The sequence below is a fragment of the Amycolatopsis sp. NPDC003861 genome, from assembly GCF_053605405.1.
In genome coordinates this window covers 1-25,171 of sequence record NZ_JBSGJD010000085.1, presented here as the reverse complement: position 1 = coordinate 25,171, position 25,171 = coordinate 1, and the positions used below count along the sequence as shown (strand labels likewise).

The 25,171-nt window shown below is 73.1% G+C and carries 19 protein-coding genes; 9 read left to right on the top strand and 10 right to left on the bottom strand.

Going from position 1 to position 25,171, the window contains the following annotated elements; all coding sequences use genetic code 11:
- Positions 1–10: 10 nt before the first annotated feature.
- Positions 11–7,864 (bottom strand): amino acid adenylation domain-containing protein, encoded by a 7,854-nt coding sequence (locus tag ACWEVN_RS21880; protein ID WP_452052496.1) that lies wholly within the window; start codon positions 7,862–7,864, stop codon positions 11–13.
- Between the two features lie 17 nt (positions 7,865–7,881).
- Positions 7,882–8,079: a hypothetical protein gene (locus ACWEVN_RS21875; RefSeq protein ID WP_449681624.1), complete on the bottom strand. Its 198-nt coding sequence runs from the start codon at positions 8,077–8,079 to the stop codon at positions 7,882–7,884.
- Between the two features lie 53 nt (positions 8,080–8,132).
- Between ACWEVN_RS21875 and ACWEVN_RS21870 the strand changes: the two genes are divergently transcribed.
- A complete protein-coding gene (locus tag ACWEVN_RS21870) occupies positions 8,133–8,417 on the top strand; it encodes an acyl carrier protein (RefSeq protein WP_449681623.1) in 285 nt (94 codons plus the stop codon).
- Here the strand turns inward: ACWEVN_RS21870 and ACWEVN_RS21865 are convergent.
- Entirely contained in the window at positions 8,402–9,238 is an 837-nt protein-coding gene (locus ACWEVN_RS21865) for a PaaX family transcriptional regulator (RefSeq protein WP_452052495.1), read from the bottom strand. The two genes, ACWEVN_RS21870 and ACWEVN_RS21865, sit on opposite strands and share 16 nt — an antisense overlap.
- Before the next feature lie 159 nt (positions 9,239–9,397).
- Between ACWEVN_RS21865 and ACWEVN_RS21860 the strand changes: the two genes are divergently transcribed.
- The 3 genes from ACWEVN_RS21860 to ACWEVN_RS21850 all read left to right on the top strand — a co-directional run bounded on the left by ACWEVN_RS21860 (position 9,398) and on the right by ACWEVN_RS21850 (position 12,765).
- Entirely contained in the window at positions 9,398–10,711 is a 1,314-nt protein-coding gene (locus ACWEVN_RS21860) for an MFS transporter (protein ID WP_452052494.1), read from the top strand.
- The gene (locus tag ACWEVN_RS21855) at positions 10,708–12,054 is read left to right on the top strand and encodes an alpha/beta hydrolase (protein WP_449681620.1); all 1,347 of its coding nucleotides are present in this window, start codon (positions 10,708–10,710) and stop codon (positions 12,052–12,054) included. The genes ACWEVN_RS21860 and ACWEVN_RS21855 overlap by 4 nt, the downstream gene beginning before the upstream one ends.
- A gap of 108 nt (positions 12,055–12,162) precedes the next feature.
- Entirely contained in the window at positions 12,163–12,765 is a 603-nt protein-coding gene (locus ACWEVN_RS21850; protein ID WP_452052493.1) for an NAD(P)-dependent oxidoreductase, read from the top strand.
- 3 nt (positions 12,766–12,768) lie between these two features.
- On the opposite strand, the gene ACWEVN_RS21845 is transcribed toward ACWEVN_RS21850, so the two are convergent.
- The gene (locus tag ACWEVN_RS21845; RefSeq protein ID WP_452052492.1) at positions 12,769–13,665 is read right to left on the bottom strand and encodes a LysR family transcriptional regulator; all 897 of its coding nucleotides are present in this window, start codon (positions 13,663–13,665) and stop codon (positions 12,769–12,771) included.
- A gap of 27 nt (positions 13,666–13,692) precedes the next feature.
- On the opposite strand from ACWEVN_RS21845, the gene ACWEVN_RS21840 reads away from it, so the two are divergent.
- A complete protein-coding gene (locus ACWEVN_RS21840) occupies positions 13,693–14,466 on the top strand; it encodes an inositol monophosphatase family protein (RefSeq protein ID WP_452052491.1) in 774 nt (257 codons plus the stop codon).
- Between the two features lie 4 nt (positions 14,467–14,470).
- On the opposite strand, the gene ACWEVN_RS21835 is transcribed toward ACWEVN_RS21840, so the two are convergent.
- On the bottom strand, positions 14,471–15,394 hold the full coding sequence (locus ACWEVN_RS21835; protein ID WP_452052490.1) for an extracellular catalytic domain type 1 short-chain-length polyhydroxyalkanoate depolymerase: 924 nt from the start codon (positions 15,392–15,394) through the stop codon (positions 14,471–14,473).
- A gap of 168 nt (positions 15,395–15,562) precedes the next feature.
- Between ACWEVN_RS21835 and ACWEVN_RS21830 the strand changes: the two genes are divergently transcribed.
- Positions 15,563–16,396, top strand: coding sequence for a PaaX family transcriptional regulator (locus ACWEVN_RS21830; RefSeq protein WP_452052489.1), 834 nt, complete (start codon positions 15,563–15,565; stop codon positions 16,394–16,396).
- Positions 16,397–16,470: 74 nt separating this feature from the next.
- The gene (locus tag ACWEVN_RS21825; RefSeq protein ID WP_452052488.1) at positions 16,471–17,907 is read left to right on the top strand and encodes a hypothetical protein; all 1,437 of its coding nucleotides are present in this window, start codon (positions 16,471–16,473) and stop codon (positions 17,905–17,907) included.
- A 34-nt stretch (positions 17,908–17,941) separates the two neighbouring features.
- Here the strand turns inward: ACWEVN_RS21825 and ACWEVN_RS21820 are convergent, their stop codons facing one another.
- The 5 genes from ACWEVN_RS21820 to ACWEVN_RS21800 form a co-directional block, all read right to left on the bottom strand.
- On the bottom strand, positions 17,942–18,859 hold the full coding sequence (locus ACWEVN_RS21820; RefSeq protein ID WP_449681613.1) for a TIGR03619 family F420-dependent LLM class oxidoreductase: 918 nt from the start codon (positions 18,857–18,859) through the stop codon (positions 17,942–17,944).
- Positions 18,856–20,289 (bottom strand): APC family permease, encoded by a 1,434-nt coding sequence (locus ACWEVN_RS21815; protein WP_452052487.1) that lies wholly within the window; start codon positions 20,287–20,289, stop codon positions 18,856–18,858. The genes ACWEVN_RS21820 and ACWEVN_RS21815 overlap by 4 nt, the downstream gene beginning before the upstream one ends.
- Before the next feature lie 66 nt (positions 20,290–20,355).
- Positions 20,356–21,063 carry a type 1 glutamine amidotransferase gene (locus tag ACWEVN_RS21810; RefSeq protein ID WP_449681611.1) on the bottom strand — a complete coding sequence of 236 codons (708 nt, stop codon included), beginning with the start codon at positions 21,061–21,063 and terminating at the stop codon, positions 20,356–20,358.
- Complete coding sequence (locus ACWEVN_RS21805) at positions 21,063–22,328, bottom strand: cytochrome P450 (protein ID WP_452052486.1); 1,266 nt, start codon at positions 22,326–22,328, stop codon at positions 21,063–21,065. Before ACWEVN_RS21805 ends, ACWEVN_RS21810 begins: the two co-directional genes overlap by 1 nt.
- A 9-nt stretch (positions 22,329–22,337) precedes the next feature.
- Positions 22,338–23,687, bottom strand: coding sequence for a glutamine synthetase family protein (locus ACWEVN_RS21800; protein ID WP_452052485.1), 1,350 nt, complete (start codon positions 23,685–23,687; stop codon positions 22,338–22,340).
- Positions 23,688–23,803: 116 nt separating this feature from the next.
- Here ACWEVN_RS21800 and ACWEVN_RS21795 point away from each other — a divergent pair, with 116 nt between their 5' ends.
- Together ACWEVN_RS21795 and ACWEVN_RS21790 are read left to right on the top strand one after the other, a co-directional pair.
- Positions 23,804–24,598: an acetoacetate decarboxylase family protein gene (locus tag ACWEVN_RS21795; RefSeq protein WP_452052484.1), complete on the top strand. Its 795-nt coding sequence runs from the start codon at positions 23,804–23,806 to the stop codon at positions 24,596–24,598.
- A 17-nt stretch (positions 24,599–24,615) separates the two neighbouring features.
- Positions 24,616–25,137: a MarR family winged helix-turn-helix transcriptional regulator gene (locus tag ACWEVN_RS21790; RefSeq protein WP_452052483.1), complete on the top strand. Its 522-nt coding sequence runs from the start codon at positions 24,616–24,618 to the stop codon at positions 25,135–25,137.
- Positions 25,138–25,171: the final 34 nt, after the last annotated feature.

Sequence of the window (25,171 nt, the reverse complement as noted above, 5' to 3'; positions counted from 1 at the left end):
TTCCGGCCTCCTAGAGTTCGTAGTCCTGCGGCGGGTTCAGGCCGCGGTCCACGGCCCGGCCCAGCGCTTCGAGCGTGGGGTGCTCCAGCATCAGGGCGAGAGCGCCGACGGTGGGGTTGTCGAACAACGCCCGCGGCGCCAGCGCGGCACCGAAGTCGGCCCGCAGCCGGGCGGTGACCCGCAGGCAGAGCAGCGAGTCACCGCCGAGGGCGAAGAAGTCGTCATCGACGCCGACCTGGTCGACGGAGAGGACCTCGGCCCAGATCCGGCTGAGGGCCCGCTCGGTGGCGGTGCGTGGCGCGAGGTAGGGCGGCTCGCCCGCGGGGGGTGCGACGGCCGGGCGCTCGCGCGGCACTGCGGCGGCGCTGCTTGGCTCGCGTTGGCCGGCGGGCGAGCGCTCCCCCGGCCCCGTCAACTCGCGCAGCAGCTCCACGAGCTCCCCCACCAAGGCCTCCGCCGTCCCCCGGTCGAACAGCGCCGGGTCATATCCCAGCCTCAGACTCAGCGGCTCGTCGTCGCGCGCGCTGCCGTGGGCGATCAGCACCAAGGGATAGTTGGTGATCTCGACCGCCGTCATCTCCGCCACGTGCAGGCCGCGCTCGGCCAAAGCTTCGCGGTCGAACGGGTAGTTCTCGAAGACCACGATGCTGTCGAACAGCCCTGTCCGGGCCGGCAGCCCGCTCCAGCGGCGCAGCGCCGCCAATGACACGTGCCCGAAACGGCGGGCCTCGGCCTGGTCGGCCTGCAACCGCCGGAACCAGCCCGGCCCGTCGTCCGCGACCGTCACCCGGACCGGGACCGTGTTGACGAACATCCCCACCATCCGGTCCACGCCGGACAGTTCGGGCGGGCGGCCGGACACCACCGCGCCGAAGCAGACGTCCGGGTCGCCGCCGTGCCGGGCCAGCAGCCGCGCCCACGAGCCCTGGACGACGGCGTTGACCGTCAGCCGGTGCCGCCGCGCGAACGCGGCCACCCGGCCGGAGTCCACTGCGGACAGTGAGCGTTCCACTGTGGACGTCGAGCGGGCGCGGTGGGCACGGCCCGGCGGGCGGTCGTACGGCAACCGCGTGGGGGTGAGCCCGGAAAGGGCCTTGCGCCAGTGGGTTTCGGCGACCGCCGGGTCCTGGCGGGCCAGCCAGGCGAGGTGGTCGGCGAACGGGCGGCGGCGTTCGGCGGGCAGCCCGGACAGGTGCGCGAGGACGTCGGTGAGGACCTCGAAGACGCTCCAGCCGTCGAGGATCACGTGGTGGAACGTCCACAGTGTCCGGACCCGGGTGTCGTCCAGCCGGACCAGGGTGACCCGCATCAGCGGCGCCACGGCGGGGTCCAGCCCGGCTTCCCGGTCGGCGGCGAGCAGTTCGGCTTCGTCGTACGCGCGCCCGTCGTGCACGGTCACCGGCAGGGTGACGGCCCGGTGCACGACCTGCACCGGCTCGCGGACGCCGGTCCAGTGGATCGCCGTCCGCAGCGCGGGGATCTCGTCGACCGCCCGCCGCCAGGCGCGTTCCAGGGCCCCCAGGTCGTCGACGCCGGTCAGCGTGAAGCAGACCTGTTCGAGGTAGGTGCCGGGTTCGGACAGGCTGTGGAACAACATCCCGGCCTGCATCGGGGTGAGCGGGTAGACGTCCTCGACGTGCCGGCCGTCGCCGAGGACCCGGTCGAGTTCGGCCTGGCTCGCCGCGGTGAGCGGGAAGTCGGACGGCGTGCGGCCGCCGGCGCCCGGCTCGGCGCAGTGGGCGGCGATCTCCCGCAGCGCGGTCAGCGTCTCGCCGGCCAGGCGGGTGACGGTGCCGGCGTCGTGCGTGCCCGGGGAGTAGGTCCACTCGAATTCGAGTTCGCCGCCCGCGGTGACGGCCGCGGTGACATCGAGGCGCGAGGTGCCGGTGACGTGCGGCGCCCGGCTCAGCCCGATGGCGGACGGAGCGCCACGGAACAACGCACCGGACTCCGGCTCGGCGTCGAAGCGGCCCAGGTAGTTGACCGCCGCCACCGGGCGGGTCTCCGGCAGCTCCTCCTCCCCCAGGTACCGCAACGCCCCATACCCCAGCCCCCGGTCCGGGACCGCGCGCAAACACTCCTTCACCGCCTTCAGCACCGCACCCCACCCACCGTCCCGGGGTACCTCCACCGGGCACGGGTACAGCGTCGTGAACCAGCCCACCGTCCGGGACAGGTCGACGTCCTCGAAGACGTCCTCGCGGCCGTGTCCCTCCAGCTCCAGCAGCACCGCCGCCCGCCCCAGCCAGCCGCCCAGGACCCGGCCGAGCGCGCTCACCAGCACGTCGTCGATCCGGGTGCGGTAGGCGGCGAACGTGTCGCGCAGCAACGCCGCCGTCTCGTCCGCGGCGAGCCGGACCGTCACCGCGCGAGGCGGCCGCGGGTCGCCGTCCGGCCCGGCGCCCGGCGCCGTCCGGCGCCAGAACCCGGCGGCGAACCCGCCCGCCGCCACGTGCCCGGCCAGCCGGCGGGACCAGTCGCCGAACGACGTGGTCCGCGGCGGCAGCTCCACCGGCCGCCCGGCGCGCGCCGCGGCGTAGGCGGTGCGCAGGTCCGCCAGGAGGATCCGCCACGAGACGCCGTCGACGACCAGGTGGTGGGCGGCCAGCAGCAGCCGCGAGCCGTCCAGGACCGCGGTGAACAACGGGCCGCCGTCCAGCTCGAAGAAGTCCATGGTGGACACCGGGCCGGCGCGGAAGGCGGTGAACGGTTCCGTGTACTCCTGCCGCCACTCGCCGCCGGCCCGGCGGAAGCGCAGCCGGAGCGCGTCGTGGTGGTCGACGAGCGCCGCGACCGCGGTCCGCAGCGCCGCCTGGTCGACGTCCGCGGCGAGCTCGGCTGACACCCATTGGGTGAAGTGCCCGGGGTGCTCGGTGATCGTCTCGAAGAACCAGTGCTGGATCGGCGACAACGGCACCGGGCCGGACGGCCGGGGTGCCTCGCGCGCCGCGGGTGCCTCCCACACCCCCGCCGCGGCCAGCTCGGCCGGGGTCTGCCGGAGGAAGACGTCCTTGGCGCTCAGCCGCAGCCCGAGCTGGCGGGCGCGCGCCACGACCTGGATGCCGAGGATCGAATCGCCGCCCAGTTCGAAGAAGTTGTCCCGCGTGCCGACGTGCTCGACGCCGAGCACCTCGGCCCACACGCGCGTCAGCAGCTCCTCGGCCGGGCTGCGCGGCGCCGTGCGGACTCCGGCGGCTCGCGGCCGCGGCGCCGGCAGCGCCCGGCGGTCGACTTTGCCCTGCGGTGTCAGCGGGAACCGGTCGAGCAGCACCAGCGCGCCGGGGACGAGGTGGCCCGGCAGGCTCTTCCCCAGGAACTCCCGCACGGCACCGGGCTCGACCGGCCGGCGGGGCACCACGTACCCGGCCAGCCGCTTGTGGCCGGGGGTGTCCTCGCGCGCCACCACGACGGCCTCGGCGACGTCCGGGTGCCGCCGCAGCGCCGCCTCGACCTCGCCCACCTCGATCCGGAAGCCGCGGATCTTGACCTGGTCGTCGGACCGGCCGAGGAAGTCGAGGACCCACTCCTCGCCGGCGCGCCAGCGCACGACGTCGCCGGTGCGGTACAGCCGGGTGCCGTCGCCGAAGGGGTCGGCCACGAACCGGTCGGCGGTCAGGCCGGGCCGGTCGAGGTAGCCGCGGGCCAGGCCGCTCCCGCCGACGTACAGCTCGCCGGGCACGCCGGCCGGCACCGGCGCGAGGTGGCTGTCCAGCACCAGGCAGCGCGTCCCGGTGATCGGCCGCCCGATCGGCACCGGCCGCCCACCGTCGCCGTCGCGGACGCGGTGGCAGGCGGTGAACGTGGTGCCCTCGGTCGGCCCGTAGCCGTTGACGAGTTCGAGGTCCGGGCACCGGCGCAGGACCGCCGCGCACTGCCGCGGCGACAGGACGTCGCCGCCGGACACGAGCCGGCGCAGACCCGCGAACACGCCGGGATCGGCCGCCGCCACCTCGTGGAACATCCCCGCGGTCAGCCACAGCGCGGTGACGCCCTCGGCGCGGACGAAGGCGCCGAGGGCCTCGACCGACGGCACGTCTTCCGGATCGATCGCCAGCCGCGCCCCGGACAGCAGCGCACCCCAGATTTCCAGGGTCGAAGCGTCGAAGGACAGCGGCGCGTACTGCGTCGCGACGTCGTCGGGCCCCAGCCGGGCGGATGCGTCGGCGCACAACCGGGTCACCGAGCGGTGCTCGATCAGCACGCCCTTGGGCCGGCCCGACGACCCGGAGGTGTAGAGCACGCAGGCCAGGTTCTCCGGCCGGGCCCGGCGCGGCGGGGCGTCGCCGGGCCCGCTTCCGTCGTCCGAGAGCAGCACCTGCGTCCCGCGGGGAACCCGGTCGCGTGCCGCGCGGGTCGTGACGACCGTCTTGGCGCCGGAATCGGTCAGCAGCAACGCCAACCGTTCGTCCGGGTAGCGCGGGTCGAGCGGGACGTAGGCGCCGCCGGCCTTCAGGATCGCGAGCATGCCGACGACCGCGTCGATCCCCCGTGGCACGCACAGGCCGATCCGGACGTCCGGGCCGGCGCCGCGGGCGATCAGGGCGTGGGCGAGCCGGTTCGCCCTGCGGTCCAGCTCCCGGTAGGTCACCGCGGTGCCGGCGCCGGTCACGGCGAGGGCGTCCGGGCGTTCGCGGACGCGCTCGGCGAAGACGTCGAGGACGGTCCGGCCGGGCCCCTCCACCGGATTGCGGCCGACGGCCAGGAGTTCCCGTCGTTGCGCGGGCGCCGGGAACGGCAGCCGGGACAGCCGCCGGCCCGGGTCGTCGGCGATGCCGGTGAGGAGGGTGCGCAGGTTTTCGGCCAGCCGCCGGATGGTGTCGGCGTCGAAGAGGTCGGTGCTGTATTCGATGGTGGTGCGGAGGCCGCCGTCCCGCGGCTCGAACTCCAGGGTGAGGTCGAACTGGGCCGAGTGCCGGGGCAGGTCGGCCTCCTCGACGGCCAGCCCGGCGAGCTCCGGCAGCGCCGAGGGCGCGTTCTGCAGCACGACCATGGCGCTGACCAGCGGCGACCGGCTCGCGTCGCGGTCCGGGGCGAGCAGCTCGACCAGGCGGCCGAAGGGGACGTCGTCGTGGGCCATCGCGTCGAGGGCGGTCGAGCGGACGCCGGTGAGGAAGTCGGCGAAGGACGGGTCGTCGTCGAGCCGGGAGCGGATCACGACGGTGTTGACGAAGAAGCCGACGAGCCCGGCGAGCTCGTCCCAGGACCGCCCGGCCGTGACGGTGCCGAGCGCGATGTCGCGCTGGCCGGTGTAGCGCGCGAAGAGGACCTGCGCGGCGGCGATGAGGGTCATGAACAGCGTGGCGCCGCGCTGCCGGCCGAGTTCGGCGAGCCGGGTGGTCACGGCCGGGGGAACGGTGAAGCGGTGCGTTGCGCCCGCTGTCCCGCGCACGGCGGGCCGCGGGCGGTCGGCGGGCAGCTCCAGTGCCGGGACCCCGGAGAGCTGCCGTTCCCAGTAGGCGATCCGGTCGTCGAGCTCCGGGCCGGCGAGCCGCTCGCGTTGCCAGGCGGCGAAGTCGGTGTAGCGCAACGGCAGCGGGGGCAGCTCGGCGCCGGGGTCCGAGTAGAGCAGGCCGAGCTCGTGGGCGAGCACGCCCATCGACCAGCCGTCGGTGATGATGTGGTGCAGGACCAGGACGAGCAGGTGGTCGTCTTCCCCGAGGCGGAAGACGGTGGCGCGGAAGAGCGGGCCGCGGGCGAGGTCGAAGGGCCGGTGCACCTCGCGTTCGACACCGTCGGCGGCGCGGACGTCCGGCCGGATGTCCGGCGGCGGCCCGACGACCTGGACCCCCCGCCCGCCGACGGTGGGGAAGGTCGTCCGCAGCGACTCGTGCCGCTCGGCCAGCGCGGTGAGGGCCCTGGCCAGTGCGTCGACGGAGAGGGGGCCGCGCAGGCGGAATCCGGCGCTGGTGTGGTATTCGGCGCTGCCCGGGGCGAGCTGGTCGAGGAACCAGAGCCGTTGCTGCCCGGAGGAGAGGGGAAGGGCGGCGCCGGGCGTGGCACGGGCGGGCGCGTGCCCGGAGTGCGCGGCGGGCAGGGCCGCGGCAAGCCCGGCAACGGTCCGGTGCGCGAAGACGGCTTGGGCGGCCAGGGCGGTCCCGAGGCGCCGGTTGAGCGTACCGGCGACGCGCATGGCGAGGATGGAATCGCCGCCGAGCTCGACGAAGTCGTCATCGGTGCTGATGTGGTCCAGGCCGAGCGAGTCCCGCCAGACCTCGGCGACGAGCGCTTCGGCGGGACTGCGCGGGGAGGTGCCGTGGGGGCGGCCGGGGTCGGGCAGGGCGCGGCGGTCGAGCTTGCCGTTGGCGGTCAGGGGGAGGGTGGCGAGTTCGACGAACCGGGCGGGGATGAGGTGCTCGGGCAGGCGGCTGCGGAGGTAGGCGCGCAAGTCGGTGCCGGAATTCGGCTCGGTTCCCACGGCGGCCTTGGCCCGGGTCTCCGCGCAGGTGCCCGCGGCGGCCTCCGCCCCGAGCTCCGGCCCGCCCTGAGGCGCGGGCCTTGCGCCGGACTTCGGCCCCACCACCAGCTCGGTTCCCGCCCCGGCCACCAGCGCGGCCCCCGCACCGCCGGTCTCCGAAGCCGTCCTCCGCACGACATACGCGACCAACCGGTCATCCCTGCCGGTGCGGCGAGCCATCACTGCCGCGGCCGCCACGTCCGGGTGGGTCAGCAGGGCCGCCTCCGTTTCCGTCGGGTCCGTCCGGATGCCGCGGATCTTCGCCTGGTCGTCGGTGCGGCCGAGGTAGTCCAGCAGGCCGTCTTCGCGGTGGCGGACCTGGTCGCCGGTGCGGTACATCCGCGTCCCCGGTGGTCCGGCCGGGTCCGCGATGAACGCCGCCGCCGTGGCGCCTGGGCGGCCGAGGTAGCCCCTTGCCAGGCCGGCTCCGGCCAGGCAGAGCTCGCCCTCCCGGGCCGGGCGCAATGCGGTGTCCCGTACCTCGGCGCGAGTTCCCGCGATGGGGCGGCCGAGCACCGCTCGGTCCTCCGGCACGGTGTCGCACAGCAGACTGTCCACTGTGGTCTCCGTGGTTCCGTAGGCGTTCCACACCACGATCCCGGCGGCGCGCAGCTCGGCCCCGAGGTCCGGATCCACGGGCTCGCCTCCGGCGATGACGAGGCGTGGCCGCGCGGGGCCGTCCAGCAGGCCGGCGAGGATGAGCATCCGGAGGTGGGACGGGGTCACGTCGAGCACGTCGATCCGCGCGGCCGCCAGCGCCGCGACCGTCTCCCGCGGGTCCAGCCGGTCCAGGACGTGCAGTTCGTGCCCGGCCAGCATCCACAGCAGCGGCACCCACGAGGCGTCGAACGACAGCGCCGCGGTGTGCGCCACCCGCAGCCGCTCGCCGGCGGTTGCGAAAAGGCCGTCGCGGTGGGCTGCGAACAAGGCGAGGAGGCCGCCGTGGGTGCCGAGGACGCCGCGCGGGCGGCCGGTGGAGCCGGACGTGTAGAGGACGTAAGCGAGATTCTCCGGCCGGATCCGCGGCGGGGAACCAGCCGAGCAGCCGCCCTCCAGGAACACCGGCACGCACCGGCTCGGCAACTCCCCGGCCAGATCCGGCCGGGTCAGCACCAGCGTGACCCCGGCGTCCGCCACCAGCGCCGCCCGGTGCCGCGGCGGGTGCGCCGGGTCCAGCGGCACGTACGCCGCCCCCGCCTTCAGCACTCCGAACAGCGCCACCACCATCTCGGCCCCGCGCTCCAGCAGGAGCCCGACGCGGGTCTCCAGCCCCGCGCCGCACGACGCCAAACGCCGAGCCACTTCGTCGCTGCGGGCCGCCAGTTCCGCGTACCCCAGCCGGGTCCGGCCGCACACCAGCGCGGTTTCCGCCGGCGTGCGCGCAGCCTGGTGGGTCAGCAGATCGCCCACGCTCTCCGATGGTCCAGTCATCCCCAGAATTCCCCGTGCACGATGCCGGAAATCCCGGCGGTGACGAACTCCGGATACTTCCAGCGGCTTCCTGCGGTCGGCAAGCCGCCGATCGAGGGATCGGCCGTCACGGTCCATAATTGCCGCCGATTAGCACGGAAATTGATCGTCCAATGAGGACAACAAAAGCAATTACGCCGTTCGGCGCCGTCCACGCACCTGAGACCGTGTTAGCTTCGGACGAGGGGCATCGCTCGAGGGAGGGCGCGTGACGAGCCGGCAGCCGGTGAACGCCGACGACATCCTGGCCGAACTGACCCGGTTCTTCACCACCGCCACCGCCGGGAACACTCCCGGCCCCGACGAAGACTACTTCGCGCTCGGCCTGGTGAATTCGCTGCTGGCGCTGAAACTGGTCACGCACGTCGAACGCCGCTTCGGCATCGAAGTCGCGACCGAAGACCTCGACCTCGACAATTTCCGGACCATGAACCGCGTCACCGCCTTCGTGCTCCGGAAACGGACCACAATGGACGGCTATCCGGCGGGGTGAGCCGCGATCGGCAGCAGTTCGAGCGTTTCGGCCGCCAGCCGGTCCGCACCTTCCCGGAAATCCGCGTCCAGCTTGCGGAACAACGTCTCGGCCTCGATCGCGGGCCAGTCCCCGGGCAGGTGCCCGGCCGGCAGGTGCGGGTCGCGGCGGACGACGTGCAGCCAATCCGAGTGCAGCACCAGCCGACGCGTCAGGTCGTCCGGGAACGACGGCTTCCCGCCGTCCCACTTCTCCAGGAAGTCGTGGTAACGCGAGGCGATCGTCGCCGTGTCGAACGCCTTCCGGACGAGCTCGGCCGCCTCCGTCGGCCTGGCCGGGTGTGCCGTGAAGACCGTGACGTGCCCGTCCACGCCGAGCTGCTCGACGATGGCCGTCACGTCGCGGACGCCGGGAGCGACCCACAACCCGTTCTGCAGCAGGCCGAATCCCGCCCAGGTCAGCTGGCGGCGCAGGTCGTGGCGGTCGCCGCGGCGGGTGTCGGGCAGCGAGAAGCCGACCAGGGTCCAGGCGCCGTCCTCGGCCCGGTTGACCGCGCCCGTCTCCCAGATCCGCCGCCTGCCGTCCTCGAGGACCGCGGCGAGGCGCTCGCTGAGACCGAAGTAGACCTTCCGCCCGTGCCGGTGCCGGGTCAGCAACCCGGTGCCCGCCATCCGGGTCAGTGTCGAACGGACCGCCTCCTCCGAGACGCCGACGCGGCCGAACACGTCGATCACGCTGCCCGAGTAGATCGCGCTCGCCCGGCCGAGCAGGTGGATGCCCAGGAACGTGAGCATGACGGACTTCGGGCGGGGCCCGGAGCCGGTCTCGGCGGAAGACGTCACGAGCGCCAGCGTAACCCGGCCCGGCGACCACTTGATGTTGTGCAGAATATTGACGGCCGTCATGGCCCTGACTAACGTTGAGCTCCGCTCCCCCGTCGTCCGCACCCGGACGAACCTGCCCTCCGCAGTGCCCCGCCCCCGAAGACGAGGGTGAACCCCATGAGCACTCAGCTCCGCAGAGCGGTCGCGTCCAGCTTCCTCGGCAGTCTCATCGAGTACTACGACTTCCTCCTCTACGCCACGGCGAGCGCGGTGGTCTTCGGGAAGGTCTTCTTCGCCGACCTCGATCCGGCACTGGCCACGGTCGCCAGCTTCGGCACGTTCACCACCGGCTACCTCGCCCGCCCGCTCGGCGGCCTGATCTTCGGCCACTTCGGGGATCGCCTGGGCCGCAAGCGGATGCTCGTGCTGACCATGACCCTGATGGGCGTCGCGAGCTTCCTCATCGGCCTGCTGCCCGGCTACGACCAGATCGGCCCGATCGCCCCGATCGGCCTGGTCCTGCTCCGCGTCGTCCAGGGCATCGCGGTCGGCGGCGAGTGGGGCGGCGCGGTGCTGATGTCCGCCGAGCACGCGCGGACGCGCCGCGGCCTGTGGGCCGGGTTCACCAATGCGGGCGCGCCGAGCGGCATGGTCGTCTCGACGCTCGTCATGTCCGCCACCGCCGGGCTGACCTCCGAGGCCGACTTCCTCGCCTGGGGCTGGCGGATCCCGTTCCTGCTCAGCATCGTCCTGCTCGCGATCGGCCTGTTCGTGCGTTCCCGCGTCGACGAGACACCCGCGTTCCTGGCCGCCCGCACGGAAGAACGCCGGCGGCTGCCGCTCGTGGCCGTGCTGCGCGACCACCCGCGCGTGCTGGCGCTGAGCGTCGGTGTCGGGCTCGCCGCGTTCGTCGTCCAGGCCACGCTGACCACCTTCGTGCTCGCCTACGGCGTCCAGCACGGGCACCCACGGCAGGAAGTGCTCAACGCGCTGACCCTGTCGTCCGCGTGCGCGGTGGCCGGAATCCTGCTGTGGTCGGCGCTTTCGGACCGGATCGGCCGCCGCCCGGTCGTGCTGGCCGGGGTGGCCGCCATGGCGGTGTTCGGGTTCCTGCTCTTCCCGATGGTCCGCAGCGGCAGCGGGCTGCTGCTCGTGCTCGCGCTGGTGATCGGCCAGGGCGTCATCCACCCGATGATGTACGGGCCGCTGGCCGCGCTGTACTCCGAGCTGTTCGACACCGAAAGCCGGTACACCGGCGCGTCGCTGGGCTACCAGCTCGCCGGGCTCGGCGCCGGGTTCGCCCCGCTGATCTTCGCCGAGCTCCAGCGCGCCAACGGCGGCGGTTCGACCATGCCGGTGTCGTGGACCATCGCCGCCTTCTGCCTCCTGTCGGCCGTCTGCGTGCTGGCACTGCGGGAGACCCACCGCCGCGACCTCACGCCCGAGCCGAGTGTGCCGGCGGCCGTCCAGCGGGAAGGACACCGAGGATGAGCCACTGGCTCCGCCGGGCCGGCGCCCTCGTCGCGACGGCGCTGATCGCGTTCGGCCTCACCACGGCGACCCCGGCCCTGGCCGCCACCCCCGCGCACTACACCGGGCAGCTGCCCGACGGCGCGAGCTGGGTGGCGGACGTGCCGGCCGCCTGGAACGGCACCGTCATCCTCTACAGCCACGGCTTCGGCCCCCTGGAAGCGCGCAACGCCCCCGACGAGCCGACCGGGCAGGCCCTGCTCTCGGCGGGGTACGCGCTGATCGGCTCGTCCTACAGCGGACCGTCGTGGTGGGCGCTCGCCTCCGCCCCGCGGGACCAGTTCGCCTCGCTCGACGCGCTCGTCCGGAAGATCGGCGAGCCCCGCCGCACGATCGCGTGGGGCACGTCGATGGGCGGACTGGTCAGCGCCCTGGAAGCCGAGTCCGGCAACCGGCGGCTCGACGGCGCGCTGACCACGTGCGGCCTGGTCGCGGGCGCGCTGAACCTGAACGACTACCAGCTCGACGGCGAATACGCGCTCTCGCGCCTGCTCGCCCCGGCGCAGCCGGTGAAGCTGGTCCGGTACGCGAGCGCCGACGAAGCGACGGCGGCGGGCGCGGCGCTGACGAAGCTCGTCACCGACGCGCAGGGCACGGCGGCCGGCCGGGCCCGGATCGCCCTCGGGGCGGCGCTGATGAACACGCCGCCGTGGCTGACCGGTGACGCCCCGCCCGGGCCCGCCGACTACGCCGGCCAGGAACAGCAACAGCAGCAGGCGCTCGCGCAGTTCGTGCTCGGGTTCGTGGTGCCCGGCCGCTACCAGATCGAACTGGCGGCCGGCGGGAACAGCGCGGCCAACCGCGGGGTCGACTACCGGGCGCTGCTGTCCGGCAGCCCGCTGGCGCGGCAGGTCCGGGCGCTCTACCGCACCGCGGGCCTCGACCTCGACGCGGACCTGGCCGACCTGACCCGCCACGCGGACGTCACGCCGGATCGGCAGGCCGTCGCCACGCTCGCCCGCACGTCCACGGCGACCGGGCACCTGCGCGTCCCGTCGCTGGCCATCCACACGACCGCGGACCACCTGGTCCCGGTCGAGCAGGAGAACTGGTACGCCCACCGGGTCCGCGCGGCGGGACGGGAACCGCTGCTGCGGCAGGCGTACGTCGAGGCGGCCGGGCACTGCGCGTTCCGGCCGTCGGAGACCCTGGCGGCGTTGCACGCCCTGGAATCCCGCATCGAGTCCGGGCACTGGCCCGACCTCCGGCCGGAGCGCCTCAACGCGGCCGCGGCCGAACTCGGGGAGCCGGGCCGCTACCTCCGCTACACGCCGGCCCCGCTGACCGGCGCGGACCGCCGCTGAGGCAGGGGGCGGCCGCACTCCTCGGCGGCCGCCCCTTGCGTCACGGTAAATCGATTCTTTCCGAACTTGCATTTGATGTTAAGTGCGAGGGTCCCTAGCGTGGTCGGCATGAACCTCACCGTCCTCGCGGCGTCCGGCCGGACCGGACTCGCACTGACCCGGGAAGCGTTGCGGCGCGGGCACAGCGTCACCGCGATCGCCCGGGATCCCGGTCGTATCGACCTTCCCGCGTCGGCTCGGCTGCACAAGGTGGCGGGCGACGTCGAAGACCCGGCCGGTATCGCCATCGCCGCCGGCTCGACCGTCCTTTCCGGACTCGGCACGGACCGGGCGGGGATCCTGCTGGCCGGCGCGAAGGCGGTGGTCGCCGCCGGGCCGTCGCGGATCATCTGGCTCGGGGCCTACGGCACGGGGAAGTCGGCATCGGTGGCCGGGCCCGCCGCGGGTGCGCTCACGAAGCTGCTGGGCGACCGGCTCGGCGACAAGGTCGAGGCCGACGAGACGATCCTCGCGGCCGGCGGCACGGTGTTCCACGCGGGCCTGCTCACCGACGGCCCGGAAAGCCCCCACCGGCGCACGGTCGGGCTGGAAGCCGGGCCCCCGCTGGACTTCGAGGCGGTGATCAGCCGGGCGACCGTCGCCGCGGCGATGCTCGACGAGGCCGAGACACCCCGCTTCGCAGGCACCATCGCGCTGCCGCTGCCGGAATGACCGCTAGTCGGTGATCTCCTCCAGGGCCGCCCGGACCTGGCCGCGGAGCCAGGCGTGCGCGGGGTCGGAGTCGTAGCGCTGGTGCCAGGTGCAGCAGATTTCCGCGGCCGAGGACGCTGCCGGGAGCGGGCGGGTGATCAGGCCGAAGGCGTCGATCAGCGGGCGGCCGAGCACCGCCGTGCAGCTGACGAGCGCGTCACTGCGCACCGCCAGCTGCAACGCCGTCGCGAGCGTCGCCACCGAAGCGATCACCTGGCGGCGCAAGCCTTCCGCGGCCAGGACGTCGTCGATCGGCGCCGTGAGCCGGCCGCGGCGGGAGACCAGGACGTGCGGGTGGGCCGCAAACGCTTGCAGGTCCAGGCCACCGGCCGCCGGGTGACCGGGCCGCATCGCCACCACCAGGGAGTCGTGCCCGAGCACCTCGGAGCGGAACTCGGGCAGGTCCGGCCGGGCGCCACCGAGTTCGACGTCGACGCGGCCGTGCCGGAGGTCGTCGGTGTCGGCGGAGTGCTCGGCCAGCACCCGCAGCCGCACCCCGGGCGCCCGGTCCTGGAGCCGGCCGGCCAGCACCGGGATCACCGACGCCGCGAGCGCGTCGTGGCACTGGATCGTGAACGTGCGGTCCAGGCCGGCGAGGTCCAGCTCGCGGGCCGGCTGCAGGACCGCCTGCGCCTGCCGGACCAGCCGGTGCACGTCCTCGCGGACGGCCACCGCGTACGGCGTGGGCACCATCGTGTGGCCGGTCCGGACCAGGATGTCGTCGCCGGTCACCGCGCGGAGCCGGCCGAGGGTGCGGCTGACCGCGGGTGACGACAGGTGCAGCCGCTCGGCCGCGCCCATCACGCTGCCCTCTTCGAGCAGCGCGTCGAGCACCGTGAGCAAGTTCAAGTCGAGTTGCACGAACGCAAGACAACCACAGGAGTCCCCATGAGCCAGGACCTGCTCGCCGCCACCACCGCCGCCGTCCGCGACGCCGGAACCCGGATGCTGGCGCGCTACTCCCCCGCGACCCGCCAGCCCGGCTTGCCCGAGCTGCTGGAAAGCCTGCACGACAATGACTCCGCCGTCGCCGGTGTGCTGCGGCCGGCGCTCGCCGCCATCCGGCCGGAGGCACGCTGGCTCGACGACGAGCACGGCTCCGGGCCGCTGCCCGCCGGCGAGTGGTGGCTCATCGACCCGATGGGCGGCAACGTCAACGCCGTGCACGGCCTGCCCGACTGGAACATCGGCGTGAGCCTCGTCCGCGACGGCCGCCCGGTGCTGGCCGTGCTGTGCTTCCCGGTGCTCGGCGAGCTGTTCACCGCCACCGAAGGCGGCGGCGCGCACCTCGGCGGCGAGCGGCTGCGGGTCTCCGCCAAGACGGCGCTGGACGGCGCCCTCGCGGGCACCGGCCAGGCCCAGCACGGCCACCGCTTCCTCGAGCGGATGGGCCGGTCGTTCACCGCGATGTCGGAAGCGGCGCTGTACGTGCGGATCTCGGTGCCGGTGACCCACCAGCTCGCCCAGGTCGCCGCGGGCCGGATGGACCTGCACTGGCAGTTCGAGAACGTCCGGTCCCACGCCGCCGGCGTCCTGCTGGTCCAGGAGGCCGGCGGCGTGGTCACGGACCTCGACGGCGGCCCGTGGGACCTGACGAGCGCGGGCTACCTCGCCGCCGCGCCCGGCGTGCACGCCGCTGCGCTGAAGGTCCTCAGCGCCTGAGGGATCACCCGCCCAAGCCGAAGAAGGCGATCGCGGAGGCGGCCATCCCGGCCGAGGGCAGGCTGTGCCCGGCACCCTGGATGCTGTACGCCTCGACCTTGTCGGCGAAGCGGCGGCGGTTCCAGCCGGCCTGCGGGGTGTCGGCTGACGTCGGCGTCTGGCTCAGGCCGAAGACGTTGGTCCACTGCTCGATTTCCTCCTGCAGCAACGCGTACGGCACGAGCGTGTCGGCAGTGCCGTGCCACAGCTGGACGCGCGGGCGGGCGCCGGTGTAGCCGGGGTAGGCCTGGCGGACCGCGTCACCCCACTGCTGGGGCGTGCGGTTCGCGCCGCCGTTGCCGGTGCACCTGCTCGACCACGGCGGGAAGTCCGCGGCGTTCGCGAAGCAGTTGAACGGCACGCCCATGAACGCCGCGCCCGCCTTGAAGACGTCCGGGTAGAGCGCGAGCATCTCGTTGGTCATCATGCCGCCGGAGGACGAGCCGGTGGCGAAGACGCGGTTCGGGTCGCCGCCGTAGCGCTGCTCGGCGTAGGTCACCATCGAGACGATCGACACCGGGTCGCTGCCGCCGCCCCGGCGTTTCGCCGCGTCCGACCAGGTGTCGAAGCAGTTCCCGAACCCGGCCTGCTGCTGGGCGCTGGGGTAGATCACGAGGAACCCGTAGCGGTTGGCCAGCGAGGCGAATTCGCTGCCGGAGTAGAACCCGGGCCCCGAGCCGCCGCACCCGTGCATGGCGACCACGATCGCGGGGTTGGCCGGGCGCGTGTCCGGCACGTAGACGTGCATCCGCATCCCGCCCGGGTTGTTCCCGAAGCCGGTCACTTCCACCAGCGAAGCGGCCGACGCCGGGGCCGGGACCACGGCCGAGGTGACGGCCAGCAGCAGGGCACTGGCCATGGTCACGAACGCCGTTCTGAATCCACTCATCGGTGACCTCCGGTCGGCGATCCCCCTCGGACCTTGAGGTTAGGCAGATTCAGAACGACCGTCAACAATTCATCAAGTATTCTGGGATGCCGAAACTTTCGAACTCGGTGATATCCTCGAATTGCCGGACAAACGATTGATGATCGTCGGAAAAACAGCGAGGAACGCATGCTCGAAGCGGCCGACTGGGCGGAGGACGAGGGCGCGCCGGGCGTGCGGCCCGAGGCCCTGTTGCTGACGCTGTTCGGCGACCACGTCCTGGACCGCGGGATCGCCGTGTCGACCGGCGGCGTCATCGCCACGCTCGAGCGTCTGGGCGTCGGCGAACACGCGACACGGGCGACGCTGAGCCGGATGAGCCGCCGCGACCTGCTCCACACGGTCCGCCGCGGGCGGCAGGCGTTCCTGGGGCTGACGGCCCACGGCACGGCGGTGCTGCGCGACGGTCAGCGCAAACTCGACGGCGACGTCGTCGACCGGCATTGGGACGGCCGCTGGACGCTGCTGACGTTCTCGGTGCCGGAAACCCGCCGCGCGGACCGGTACGCGCTGCGCACCCGCCTGGGCTGGTTCGGGTTCGGGCCGCTGCGCAGCGGCCTGTGGGTCTCGGCGTCGGCGGCCGACATCGCGCCGGCGCTGGCCGAACTCGACCTGCTGGACCACGCGGAGGTGTTCCGCGCGGAGCCGTTCATGTGGACCGACCCGGCGCGGATCGCCCGGGAGGCGTGGGACTTGCCGCGGATCGCGGCCGGCTACGAGCAGTTCCTCCGCCGCTGGAGCGGCCGGGCGCCCGGTTCGCCCGACGGGCTGTCCCTCCGGATCCGGCTCGGGGCGGAATGGCTCCTGCTGATCCGCCGCGATCCGGTGCTGCCGCCGGCGCTGCTCCCGGCGGACTGGCCGGGCACGCGGGCGGCGGCGTTGTTCCGCTCCCTGCGGCAGCAGTGGGCGGAGCCGGCCGGGGAGCTGGCGGGCGAGCTGCTGGAGTTCCTCGTCGAGGAATGAGGCCCGACGGCGGTTGCCACGTTGCATGCCACGTTGCAAACTGGGATCCCCGCTCCCCACCCCGGAGGTCACCGGTGACCGGCTTCGATCGACGTGACGTGCTGCGTGCCCTGACCGCGCTGGGCGTGACCGGCGTGACCGCGAGCTTGTTCGGCGGCACCGCCGAAGCCGCCGGTACGGGCCCGCTGGACCTGGAGTTCTCCGTCGCCGAGCAGTTCCGGCCGTTCGACCTGATCGCGCGCAACTTCGTCCAGCTCGACACCCCGGCCCGGCCCGGCGCGCTCGTCACGACCGGCATCCGGCCGAAGGCGCCCTACGGGACCGTGACCGTGCAGGTGCTCGACGACCGCGCGCCCGTCGTCGCCGGGCTGGCCGGGGGCGGGGTTTCGGTGCTCGGCACCTACCACGCCGGCCAGGCGGCCATCGAGATCACCACGGCCGCGGGCGCCGCCGTGGTCAAGACCGCGCCGGCGCAGCTGCGGGCGCCGTTCGGCTTCGCCGTGGTGGTCAACGAAAACGCGGTCACCGTCCTGGCCGACCAGGGCACCGGCTGGCGGCCGCTGCTGACCGAGCGCGACCAGGTCCGGGCCCGGATCGACCTGCGCGACCCGGCGGTCCTGGGCCGGCTGGGCTACGCCTACGGCAGCCGCGGGCCGGCGCGGCTGGGCCGGGTCCGGGCCGGGTACTACGGCCAGGCCGGCGTCCGCGACCCGCACGTCGTCCAGTACGCCGACGGCCGCCCCGTCATCCGCCACGGCAAGCTCTACCTGACCATGACCAACGCCGGTCTCGGGTTCTTCCAGCAGGCGCACTGGGCGGTCTGGACGCTCGACCTGGCGGATCCCACCAAGCTCGAGCAGGTGGCGACGCTGTTCTTCGCGCGCGACGGCGTGGTGCTCGGCGACCACGCGGGCCAGATCGTCGTCGACGGCGACCGGTTCATCCTGCTGATGAGCTCCTGGGGCGACTTCTCGTTCAACGGCGTCCACGTGCGCCACGCGGTCACCCGCAAGGACGTGCTGTCGGGCGTGCACGTCCTGCCGACCTCGCTGCTTCCGCTGCCCACGACGGTGAGTTCGTGGGACCCGGCCCTGACGAAGATCGACGGCCGCTGGCACATCGCGTTCGTCGAAAGCCCGGCCCAGCAACCGGCGTTCGTGTTCCACCCGGCCCTGGCGGCGGCCCCGCGCGGCGCGGACTACGACGAGGGGCTGACGCTGCTGGGCGCCGACGTGTCGGTGAAGCAGACGGAAGGCACGATCCTGCAGCGCGTGGGCGGCCGCTGGTACCTGTTCGCCAGCGACGGCGACGCGCGCGAATACCCGGTGTACGACTTGAGCCTGCGGAAGCTGGGAACGCTGAACGCACCGTACGGGACGAACATCCCGCACCCGATGCTGGTGAAGATCGGCAACCGCTGGTGGCTCCCGACGTTCGACGGAACCCAGTACGCGGAGGACGTCCTCGGCTACGGCGGCCACGGCGACTTCATCCTGATGCGGTCGAGCTAGAGCAGATCCTGCCCGAACCAGGCGACCCCAGGCGTCAGGCCATCGCCTCGGCCCGGCGCACCACCTCGCGGCACAGCCGCCCGACGTCGTCCGGATCGTCGGTGAACTGGGACGGCTTCAGGCAGAACGTCGTGAAGCCGAGCTCGATCTGCTCCGGCAGCGCGGCCATCGCCTGTCCGAGATCGGCGCACGACCGCGCGTCCGGGAACACCGCCCGGGTGCCGCCGATCAGCTCCAGTTCCCGGCCGGGCAGCGCGGCCCGGAGCCGGGACAGGTCCTCTGTGGACGGCACGCCGAGCGGGTGGAAGCCGTGCCCGTAGCGGACGAGCCGGTCCAGGAGCCGGTCGTGCAGGTGCCGGCCGCCGAACCACAGCCGCGGGCCGTCCGGGCGGTACGCCTTCGGCTCGAAGTGGATGTCCTTGAAGGAGAAGAACTCCCCGGCGTAGGAAACCGGCGAGGACCGCCACAGCAGGTCCAGGATCTCGAGCTGCTCGTCGAGGATCCGCCCGCGCCTGCCGAACGGGACGCCGAGCGCGTCGTACTCGTCGCGGCTCCAGCTCACCGTCGGCTGCACGACCAGGCGGCCTCCGCTCAGCAGGTCGAGGGTGCCCAGTTCGCGCGCGAGCAGCAGGGGGTGCCGCAGCGGCGCCAGGATCGCCCCGGCGACCAGGCGGATCCGCGAGGTCACCGAGGCGATCGAGGACAGCAGCGACAGCGAGTGCGGCCACGGCGTGAAGGGATCCTGGTTGCCCGGCAGGGCGTACTCGCGCGGGTTGCCCATGACGCCGTGGTCCGAGGCGTCCGGGCCGAGGACGACGTGTTCGCTGATCATCACCGCGTCGAAGCCGGCGTCCTCGGCCTCGCGGGCCCACCGCACCAGCGTCGGCAGGTCCCGGCCCGGGGTCAGCGTCCAGTTCTCGCTGAGGATCAGCAGCATCCGGGGCGCGGTCATGCGCGCGCCGCCGCGTGCCGGAAGGCCGCCACCAGGCCGAGCACGAAAACCACGGCCGCCACGTAGGGCGCGTAGATGATCGGCGCGCCGACCTTGTACACCGCACCGAAGATCGCGGCACCGGTGACGACGATGCCGACCGTGCCCGCGAGGTACACCGCCCAGCGCCGCGGGTGGTCGCGCAGGCCGCGCAGCGCACCCGCCGACATCAGCAGGTAGATCACCGCGAGGGAGAACCCGCCGAAGGTCGAGCCCCAGCTGAACACGGCCACGTAGTGCGGCATCTCCGGCTGCGCGAGCAGGCCGGTCCAGGTGGCGGTGAGGACGAGGACCACCGCGTGCACGGCCACCACGACCGCCGCCGCGGCCAGCGGGGTGCCGCGCCGGCTCACCCGGCCCAGTGCCGCGGGCAGCCGCCGGTCGCGGGCGAGGGCGAACATGCCGCGGGACGCCGCCACCGCGCAGCCGATCAGCACCGCGAGCATGTCGAGCAGCACGACCAGTTCCAGCAGCCGCCGGACGAGAACCGATCCGAACCCGCCGTCGGAGACCGGGCCGGCGAGCCCGAACAGCGGTGCGCCGGCGTTCTTGCCGAGGGTGTCCAGGTCGAAGTGGTAGCCGGCGACCTGGCTGTAGGAGCCGACGACGTAGAAGACGGCCACGGTGAGCACCGAGATGAGCACCGCGCGCGGGATGTCCCGCTTCGGGTGCGTCGTTTCTTCGCCGAGGTTGGCCGCCGTCTCGAAGCCGGTGAATAGCAGGACGCCGTACAGGACACCGAAGAGCACGCCGCCGAAGCCCTGCGGTGACGTACCGGGCGTGAACGCCTTGGGGACGTCGTTGGCGGCGCCGACCTTCGCGATCACCACGACGAAGAAGACGAGCACGACGGCGAAGGAGACGAGCGCCAGGACCAGTTGCGCCCGGGTGGACAGCGCGACACCGAGGTACAGCACGACCGAGAGGCCGATCAGCAGGAGCAGGTCCCAGCCGGCCTCGGGCAGCGGCGTGATGCCGAACTCGGCCTGCAGCGTGTCGTGGATCGTGCCGCCGATCATCACCAGGATCCCGGCGCCGAGGGCGAGGATGCCCGCGTAGTAGAGGAATCCGGCCGCGGCGCCGATGCGCTTGCCGAGCCCGTCGGTGACGTAGTCGTAGAGCGAACCGGCGGCCTGGATGCGTTTGGTGTACTCGGAAACGATCCAGCCGAGGCCCAGCACGCCGACCGCGGCGATCGCCACCGAGAGGGGCGCGGCCGCCCCGGCCCCGCTGCCGGAGGCGTTGAGCCCGACCAGGAGCGGGACCAGGAAGGCGATCGAAAAGACCGGCCCGATCACGCCGACGGACTGCGCGATCGCATCCACCAGCTTGAGGGAGCCACCGAGCCGGTGGCCGGTGGTGACGCTTTCGGGAACGACGTGGTCGACCATGGGTGCCTCCTCGGCTCCGCCCCCGGCGCGGGAATCGTACGGGTTCAAACGTTTGGATCGCAATAGTCAGCTGGCGAAGATCTCGTTCAGGTAGGCCGAAACCAGGGCTTTCGTGCGACACTGCGCGTCCGGCGCGAGACGGTCGGCGTCCGCGACGAGGTCCGCCGGGTGCAGGCCGAGCCCGCGCGCCTGGGCCGCGCCGCCGTTGCCGATCCAGCGCCGGACGCCGGCCGGGGTGACCTCGGGGTGGAACTGCACGCCGAGGCTGCGGCCGGCCCGGTAGGCCTGCGGGGCCGCGGCGTTGCGGGCGAGCTCGACCGCCCCGGGCGGCACGGTGAACCGGTCGAAGTGCCACTGGAACCACGGACCGGACGGCACCAGGTCCGGCCGGTCGGATTCGACGGCCACCCAGCCGATCTCCGGCGACGGCGAGCGCGTGACCGTGCCGCCCAGGGCCCGGGCCAGTGCCTGCGCCCCGAAGCAGACGCCGAACACCGCGCCGCCGCCGGCCACCGCGGCCGCCAGCCAGCGCAGCTCCGGTGCGAGCCACCGGCCGATCCGCGCGTCGTCGACCCCGGCGCTCCACGGCGCGCCGAGCGGCACCAGCAGGTCGTAGGCCGCACTGTCCGGAAAGGACGGTTCGACGTCCGGCGCGTGGTGGCGATCCTCGGGCACGACGACGAGTTCGTCGACCTGCCAGCCGAGTTCGCGCAGCGCGGCGCCGACGTACCCCGGGTCCGACAGCGCGTCGTGGAGGACGCACAGCGCGCGCATCAGGTGGTCTCGACCCGCACGGGGAACTGCTTGATGCCGTTGACGAAGTTGCTGCGCACCCGCCGGACGTCGCCGGCCCGCTCGATGCGGCGCAGGCGCGGCAGCAGGGTTTCAAACATCAGCCGGATCTCCATCCGGGCGAGGTTGTTGCCCAGGCAGAAGTGCGGGCTGCCCTTGCCGAAGGTGACGTGGTCGTTGGGTTTCCGGGTGACGTCGAAGGCGTAGGGGTCGTCGAACACGTCCTCGTCCCGGTTGCCCGAGGCGAACCACATGACGACCTTCTCCCCCGCCTTGATGTGCTGCCCGCGCAGTTCGACGTCGCGGGTGGCGGTGCGCCGGAAGTGGTAGACCGGGCTCGCCCAGCGCAGCATCTCCTCCACCGCCACCGGGATCCGCTCCGGCTCCGCCTGCAGCAGCGCCAGCTGGTCGGGGTGGTCCAGCAGGGCCAGCATGGAATGGCTGATCGCGTGCCGGGTGGTCTCGTTGCCCGCGACCACCAGCAGCAGGAAGTAGTTGTCGAACTCCGTCGCGGTCAACGGTTCCCCGTCGGCCGGGACGCGGTTGACGAGCCGGCTGACGAGGTCCTCGCCGTCGCCGTCGCGGCGCTGCCGGGCCAGCTCGCGCCCGTACTCGAACACCTCCAGCGACGCCGGCGAGCGGAACGGCAGGTGCTTGTAGCGATCGCTTTCGGCGTCTTCGAGCAGGACGTCGGCGTAGTCGGGGTCGGTGTTGCCGATGATCCGGTTGCCCCAGGCGATCAGCCGTCCGGTGTCGCGCGCGGGCACGTCGAGCATCCGGGCCAGCACCTGGATCGGGAAGTCGGCGCTGACTTCCTTGACGAAGTCGAACTCGCCGCGGCGCAGGGCGGCGTCCACGGTGGCTTCGGTGAGCCCGCGCAGGAACTCCTCGTACTTCTTCAGCGTCTGGCCGCCGAAGTCGCGTTGCAGCAGTTTGCGCAGCGCGCGGTGGCGGACGCCGTCGGATTCGAGCATGGACCGCCGGAGCTCGGCCAGGTCGTCGTCGTGGACCTCTTCGAGGTTGACGTACCCGGTCGAGGTGAACGTCTCGGCGTCCCGGTCGGCGGCGACGATGTCCTCGTGCCGGGTGAGCGACCAGAAGCCGGAGTTCGGCGCCGGTTCCGGGTTCCAGTGGACCGGGGCTTCCCGGCGGAGCACGTCGAACCGGCGCCAGGCCTCGTTGCGCTCGAAGACGCCGAGGTCGGTGAGGTCGACCTGGTCGACGGTCAGGGGGTGCGCGGTGGTCATGGCGCTCCTCTACAGGTGGTAGGCGTACTCGCGGAACTCCCAGTCGGTGACGTACCGGGAGAACCGCTCGAGCTCGTTGCGCTTGTAGGCGAGGAAAGCCGTGACGAACCGGGGGCCGAGCAGCTCCGCGAACGCCGTGTCGGCTTCGAGGGCGTCGAGCGACGCGCCCAGGTCCGAAGGCAGCTTCGGCGCCTTCGCCGGGTCGTAGCCGTAGCCCTCCAGGGGCGCCGGTGCGGCCAGGCCGTCTTCGATGCCCAGGTAGGCGGCGGCGAGCAGGCCGGCCGTCACCAGGTACGGGTTGGCCGTGGCGTCGCCCTGCCGCAGTTCCAGCCGGGCGGCCCGGCCGCGTTCCGGCGGGATCCGGATCATCGCGCTGCGGTTGTCCAGGCCCCAGTCGATCAGCCACGGCGCCAGGGTGTCCGGGCCGAACCGCTTGGCGGAGTTGACCGTCGGGTTGGCGAGCGCGGACACCGCCGGGGCGTGCGCGAGGATCCCGGCGATGGCGGCGTGGGCGACCTTCGAGAGGCCGTACTCGCCCGCCGGGTCGTCGAACAGCGGCCGCCCGTCGGCGTCCAGAGTCGAGAAGTGCAGGTGGAAGCCCGAGCCGCCTTCGTCGTTGAAGGGCTTGGCCATGAAGGTCGCCAGCTTGCCCTCGCGGCGGGCCAGCTCCTTGACCGCGGTCTTGAACCGGAAGGCCCGGTCGGCGGCGTCGAGGGCCTCGGAGTGCCAGAGGTTGATCTCGAACTGGCCGCTGCAGAACTCGTGGTTGGCCGTCACCACGTCGATCCCGTAGTCCGCCAGGGACCGCAGCGAGCGCAGCAGCAGGTTCTCCGGGTCGCCCTTGCTGCCGGAGACGTAGACGTTCCCGGTGGCTTCCCCGTACCGGCGCCAGCCGCCGGCTCCGTCCGGCTCCAGCACGTAGAACTCCAGTTCCGGGCCGACGACCGGGCGCATCCCCAGCTCGGCGAACCGGGCCAGCACCTGCTTGAGGACCTGGCGCGGGCTCTCCGGCGAAGGCGTCCCGTCCGGGTTGAAGACGTCGGCGAGGCAGTGCGCGACGCCGGGCTCCCACGGCACGTCGGTCAGGGTGGCCAGGTCGGGGAACGCGACGACGTCGGGGAGGCCGTCGGCCAGGCCGCCCTCCCCCAGCTCGACGACGTCCCCCATCGGGCTGGTGCCGTAGACCGTGCGGCAGAACGCGACGCCGTCGCCGAGCGTCCGGGCGAAGTTCGCGACCAGCACGTCGCGGCCGCGCTCGGTGCCGATGAAGTCGGGGTAGCCCAGCCGGACGACGTCGATGCCACGCTCGCCCAGCGCGGCACCGGCGGCCGCGAGGGCGTCCTCGTCGAAGTGACCCACGACACCTCCCGGGTTCGTTTGAGTCCGAACGATAGCCGCGGCCGGGGTACCTGACAAGGCTTTCCCCCGGTCGGTTGCCGCGGTATCGTGCGGACCCAAACGATTGAGGAGGGCTCGTGGCCGGTTTCTTCTACCCCCGCACGGCGACCGGGCGGGCGTCGCTGATCCCCGCCCCGCCCTGGTTCTACTCGGGCGACCTGCTGACCGTGGAGTACCGGACCGACCCCGCCCGCGTCGCCGAGCTGCTGCCGGCGCCGCTGTCGCTCGCCGACGAGGACCCGGGCGCGGTCGCGCTGATCTGGGCCGACTGGCAGTCGTGCTCGACCTCGCGGGAGGAGCTGCTGGATCCGGTGCGCGCCCAGTACAAGGAGGCCTTCGTGGTGGTCCGGTGCGCGTTCGAAGGCCGGACCTACTCCCGGTGCGTGTACATCTGGGTGGACAAGGACTTCGCGATCGCCCGGGGCATCCACCAGGGCTACCCGAAGAAGCTCGGCTCGATCTGGCAGACCCGGCCGCACCCCTTCGCGCAAGCGGCCCCGCAGCTCGGCCCGGGCGCGGTGTTCGGCGCGACCCTGGCGGCCGGCGACCGGCGGCTCGCCGAAGCCGTATTGACCCTGACGGAGGAGTCGCCGACCAACGGGTTCGTCAACGGGCACCCGATGGCGCACCACCGCGTCCTGCCCGGCATCGGCCGCGGCGAAGGCGACGCGCACGCGGAGCTGATCGAGTCCGGCGCGAGCGCGTTCGAAGGCGGCCAGGCCTGGCGCGGCGACGTCGAGCTGCGGTTGTTCGACGCGCCCACCGAAGAACTGGCCCGGCTCGAGGTCCACGAGCTCATCGGCGGCTACTACCGCCAGGTCGGCGTCACCTGGGACGGCGGGCGGCGGCTGGCCGGGCTGCCATCCGTTTGAGGCCGTACGATCGAGGCATGCCGGACGGATACAGCCTCGCCGAAACCGAAAAGGCGATGTCCGCGCACATCGCCAAGCTGGCGCTCGACCTGCCCGCCGCGGCGGCCCTGTCCAGCCTGTACCGCGCGGCCAACGCCGTCCGCAACCACCTCACCAACGCGGTGCTGCGCGAGCACGACCTGAGCTGGACGGGATTCGTCGTCCTGTGGTGCGTGTGGATCTTCGACGGCCTGGAGACCCGGCACGCGGCGACCGTCGCGGCGATCTCCAAGGGCACCCTGACCGGCGTGGCCAAGACCCTGGAAGGCCGCGGCCTCCTGCGCCGCGAGGTCGACGCGGCCGACCGGCGGCTGGTGCACCTGGTCCTCACCGGCGAGGGCCTGGCCCTGATGGAGGACCTGTACCCGCGGTTCAACGCGGCCGAGGCCGAGGTGGTGGCCCGCATCAGCGGCGGCAAACTGACCACGATCACCAACGGCCTGCGGACGATGGTCCAGACGGTCGAGGACAAGGCCTGGGAGACCCCTCAGGCCGACTGACCCGCGCCCCAATGTGGCGTTGGGTGCGTCAGAC